Below are 3,999 nucleotides of genomic sequence, written 5' to 3' on the forward strand. Positions count from 1 at the left end.
CTATAATACATAACTTTTTTTATTTAAACAATGGGGACACCCCTTGTAAACCCTGCCTATGTGGAAACATTGGATGGATTTATAAAAGAATCTCAAATAATGCTATTTAGAAATACTGTAACAACATGCAAGTCATGCGTAGAGTTCAGATGGTAAATGCAAAGTATAATACGTATTTTAAAATAGGTATTATTTAGGCTAAAAGCATTGGTATTACTAGGTTTTTCCATAGGATGTAGATTGACAAATGGAAGGAAAAATGATATACTTGTATTAAAATTATATAACTTTGTAATACATATTAAGGTAGTTGTATTACTACTCTTTTTTATTCATTTGACTTTTTTTCATATTTAGCCCCGTTTGGGGCAAACTTTCCTAAATTTTTTAACAATCAAACAAAGGAGGTCATAAAAATTATGGCTAGTATTAGTATTAGGCTATCAGATGCAGAACTTGAAGTTTTGGATAAGGTAGCAAAAGAAAACGGCGTAAGCCGTTCGGAGCAGATTAGACAAGGCTTATCAAAATATATAGAGCTTTGCAAGAAAGTAAAAGAGGGGAATTTTGTTGTAACTTTACCAAGAGTAGAGCCACAGGAGTTATACATTGGTCTTAGAGACATTCAAGAGATTAAAAAACACCTCAAACAAGAACATGGGGATAGCCCGATCATTCCAATGCTTGACGCTATTTTTAATGCGGTACAATTTGATACGGCTTTAAAAATCATTGAAGAACAACCCGACGAATTAGTGTCCTTTGATTTTAATAATGGCGAAGAAGAAGTAGACCTTTACGAAGAAGCCGTAGAAGCACAAAAACAAGGCTTAATTGATAAAAAAATTAAGCTAAGAAGATAAGGGGGTATATCATGAAAAAAAGTACAGAAATGTGGCAAGAACTTGACGCCGTGAAAGCAGAAATGGAAGTTTTAAGAAATGAGGGCAAGATTGAAGAAGCCCACGCAAAAATTGCTGAAATCAAAAACTTACAAAAAGAAATTGAAGTGCAAGAAGCATTAGAAGAAGATGAACTTAAAAACTTTAAAGGTGATTATATTATGACTAAGGATACACAAAATATAAAAGAACCGAAGAATATGGGGGAAGTAAAAGAAATGAGCGGACAATTATTTAAAAATGCCGTGATGCCACATGAGCAGATGGCAGAAAAATTAAAAGACAATACGCATAATGACGTTGACCTAGGGAAATTAGTATCTGGGGTTATGACGGGTAATTGGTCAAATGCGACAAGAGAAAGAGATTATTTGAACGCAATCGAATCAACAGGAGATGGGAAAGTTCTTATTCCACAAAGGCTTAGTGCAAGCATCTTTGATACGGCTAGAGCAAAGTCAGCGATATTTGGTAAAGTACCAGCGTTACAATTAACAAACGGAAACTTAACAGTTGCAAAAGTAGCTAAAGACCCAAAGGCATATTTTGTAGCAGAGGGTGAAGCTATTCCATTCTCAGACGTAACATTTGCACCAGTTAAGTTAAAGTCTAAGATTCTTGCAATGTTAGTACCAGTAAGTGAAGTCCTATTGAAAGATGGTCAAAACGTAGGCGAAGCTTTACATATGGCTATGGCGGGAGCATTAGCAGAAGCTATGGACAACGCTTTATTATATGGTGATGGTGACGGAACAGACGAAGCATCAGCACCAAAGGGTATTCTTACATATCCAGATATTAACAAGGCAACATTCACAGATAGTCTCAAGTATACAGACCTTGTAAAAGGTGTGAAGCCTGTGGCTAAGGCTAATTTAACGGCTACAGACGCTATTATGCCTACTGATGAGTACTACGACCTACTATCTAGCACAAACGCAAACGGGGACTTCTTAGCCCCACCTAAAGCCCTAGAGGGTGTTGAGTTAGATGGTTCGAATAATGTTGGCGACGGTCAAGCGGTAGTCTTGGATAGAAATGCCGTTGTCGTAGGAGTTAGTCCTTATTTAATGTTTGAGCGTGGTTACACTTCAGACCAGTTCCAGAAGCTTCAAAAGACATTTAGATTATACATGGGCGTGGATATTGCACTTGTAAACCCTAACGGTGTAACTCATATCGCTAAAGATGGCGTGTCACTTGTGACAGCACAACCTAAGAAGTCAAAGAAGCCAATAGTAGAAACATTGAAAGACTTCTCTAAGTAATAATTTAGACCCCTATTCCTAGGGGTCTTTTATAATACATTTTTTGCCCGTTTAACAAGAATCCATGATATATTAATAAGGGTAAGGGTCTAGTTCCTTTTGTGGAGTACCACGGAAGGAGGTGACACCGTGGCACAGAAGAAGAAAAAGAAAGCAATTTCCAAAACCAAACCGACCAAACAAAAACTAGATCCACTTGTAAAAGTAGCCATCATAAATGGCATCTTTGCAATACTTGTAGCTTTAATTACTAAGCTATTGTAAAAAAATAACCCTAGGGAGCCGACCAAAGCTTTCCCTAGGGTTATTTTTTATTTGACCATTTTCAAAGGTGAGCAATAGCACACAAGAGAAAAAAGCAATTTCCAATTACCCTTAGTATATCACTTCTAATAGAAAAGTAAACATTCCTTATATTTATTAGAAATTTTCTTTCACTCATTACAACATTTCTTATATCAGCATAGGAGCCAATATTAAACACACTAAGAGCGGAACTAGGACTTCAAGCGTTACAATATCGTTTTCATGGGCGAGAACCTCCTCTTTTTAGTTGATATTTAACCGAAATCAAGAGGATTTATACGGAAATGGTTGTATATTATGCAGATTTACTCAATAAATCCATCCAATGTTTCCACACAGGCAAGGTTTACAAGGGGTGTGCCTACCCATCACCGATAACTGCGGATTATCTTTGGTGATTATTTTGCAGATTTGTATTACACTATTCATACCTAGATTAATACATTGGAGGGGATAGAATGAGAGTAGAAGAGAAGTTGCAAATAGTATTAGATTTACAAGCACAAGGGGTATCAAGAGAAGAGATTACCAAACAAGTAGGTGCTGCAAGTGTAAAGGCACTGGGTTCGTTTATGGGGGATAGGGGTTATAGAAGTGATAGACGAACATTGATGTATGTACCCAAGGATAGCAATGTATCCGCAAAGGAAAATCAGAAGTCCAATAATACACCAACTAATATAGACAGTAATACATCAACAAAGAAAAATCAGAACCTTAGTAATACGGACAGCAGTACATTGATTAATACAGAAAGTATTACACCACAACCTAATACATATCAAGTATTAGACCCAATCCAAGAGGAACTTATCAAGACGTTGACAGACGAGAAAGAGACTATACAGGACATGATTCAATGGTTTAAAAAGTACCGTGTATTGGTTGCCAGTGACATACTTATAGAATTGCCAGTATCAGAAAATACTATGATATCCTGTAGAAGTAACAAAACAATGTGGGAGCAGTTCGGGGCATTTGCAGACACTAACAAGGCATTTAGTAAAGGTGATTTACTAGCACAAGCCTTGAAAGAGTTTGTAGAGAAATATAATAAATAGATATTGACGTCTTGACGTCTATATGGTAATATAATCATATCGAAAACACATCACTAGGTCATTCGACCATAAGCACCCGCCTTAGGGGTTTCAAATCACAATAGAATCGAGGGGAATCTATGATAAAACTAATATCTTACTTATGCGTTTTGTTTTTGGCTTATTGCATAAAAGACCGTGTTAAGTTTGGGAAAATCACCTTTTGTCTTGTTGCAATTCTAGGGTTTGCTTGCTTATTTATTCCCAACTAGGATTTTGAAAGAGAGGTGACACCATGAGCGAAGAAAAGAAAGTAAAGAAACTCACTATTAGAGTTGAAGAGGATTTGCATAAGAAATTACAACATTATGTAATTGACCATGACATTACCATTCAAGACTTAACAATTAAATATTATCAAGAATTAGTAAACGAAAATAACTAGATGTTCAGATTTTGAACATCTGATTTGATAAAATAATA

General features: G+C 36.0%; 5 protein-coding genes. All 5 read left to right on the forward strand.

Going from position 1 to position 3,999, the window contains the following annotated elements; translation table 11 throughout:
* Positions 1–419: 419 nt before the first annotated feature.
* The 5 genes from RRY75_RS13950 (at position 420) to RRY75_RS13970 (ending at position 3,961) form a co-directional block, all read left to right on the forward strand.
* Positions 420–863, forward strand: a complete 444-nt coding sequence (locus tag RRY75_RS13950) for a DUF6290 family protein (RefSeq protein WP_332717353.1) — start codon at positions 420–422, stop codon at positions 861–863.
* A gap of 11 nt (positions 864–874) precedes the next feature.
* Entirely contained in the window at positions 875–2,170 is a 1,296-nt protein-coding gene (locus RRY75_RS13955) for a phage major capsid protein (RefSeq protein WP_332717356.1), read from the forward strand.
* Positions 2,171–2,299: 129 nt separating this feature from the next.
* Positions 2,300–2,434 (forward strand): hypothetical protein, encoded by a 135-nt coding sequence (locus RRY75_RS13960; protein WP_332717359.1) that lies wholly within the window; start codon positions 2,300–2,302, stop codon positions 2,432–2,434.
* 500 nt (positions 2,435–2,934) lie between these two features.
* The gene (locus RRY75_RS13965; RefSeq protein ID WP_332717362.1) at positions 2,935–3,537 is read left to right on the forward strand and encodes a hypothetical protein; all 603 of its coding nucleotides are present in this window, start codon (positions 2,935–2,937) and stop codon (positions 3,535–3,537) included.
* Between the two features lie 274 nt (positions 3,538–3,811).
* Positions 3,812–3,961 carry a hypothetical protein gene (locus RRY75_RS13970; RefSeq protein ID WP_332717365.1) on the forward strand — a complete coding sequence of 50 codons (150 nt, stop codon included), beginning with the start codon at positions 3,812–3,814 and terminating at the stop codon, positions 3,959–3,961.
* Positions 3,962–3,999: the final 38 nt, after the last annotated feature.

Origin of the sequence: Niameybacter sp., from assembly GCF_036655075.1 — a bacterium.
In the GTDB taxonomy this organism is placed as follows: Bacteria; Bacillota; Clostridia; order Lachnospirales; family Cellulosilyticaceae; genus Holtiella.

Bases quoted from the DNA above. Each gene is read 5' to 3' on its own strand.
- RRY75_RS13950 (WP_332717353.1), top strand. From the start codon at position 420: ATGGCTAGTATTAGTATTAGGCTATCAGATGCAGAACTTGAAGTTTTG.
- RRY75_RS13955 (WP_332717356.1), top strand. From the start codon at position 875: ATGAAAAAAAGTACAGAAATGTGGCAAGAACTTGACGCCGTGAAAGCA.
- RRY75_RS13965 (WP_332717362.1), top strand. From the start codon at position 2,935: ATGAGAGTAGAAGAGAAGTTGCAAATAGTATTAGATTTACAAGCACAA.
- RRY75_RS13970 (WP_332717365.1), top strand. From the start codon at position 3,812: ATGAGCGAAGAAAAGAAAGTAAAGAAACTCACTATTAGAGTTGAAGAG.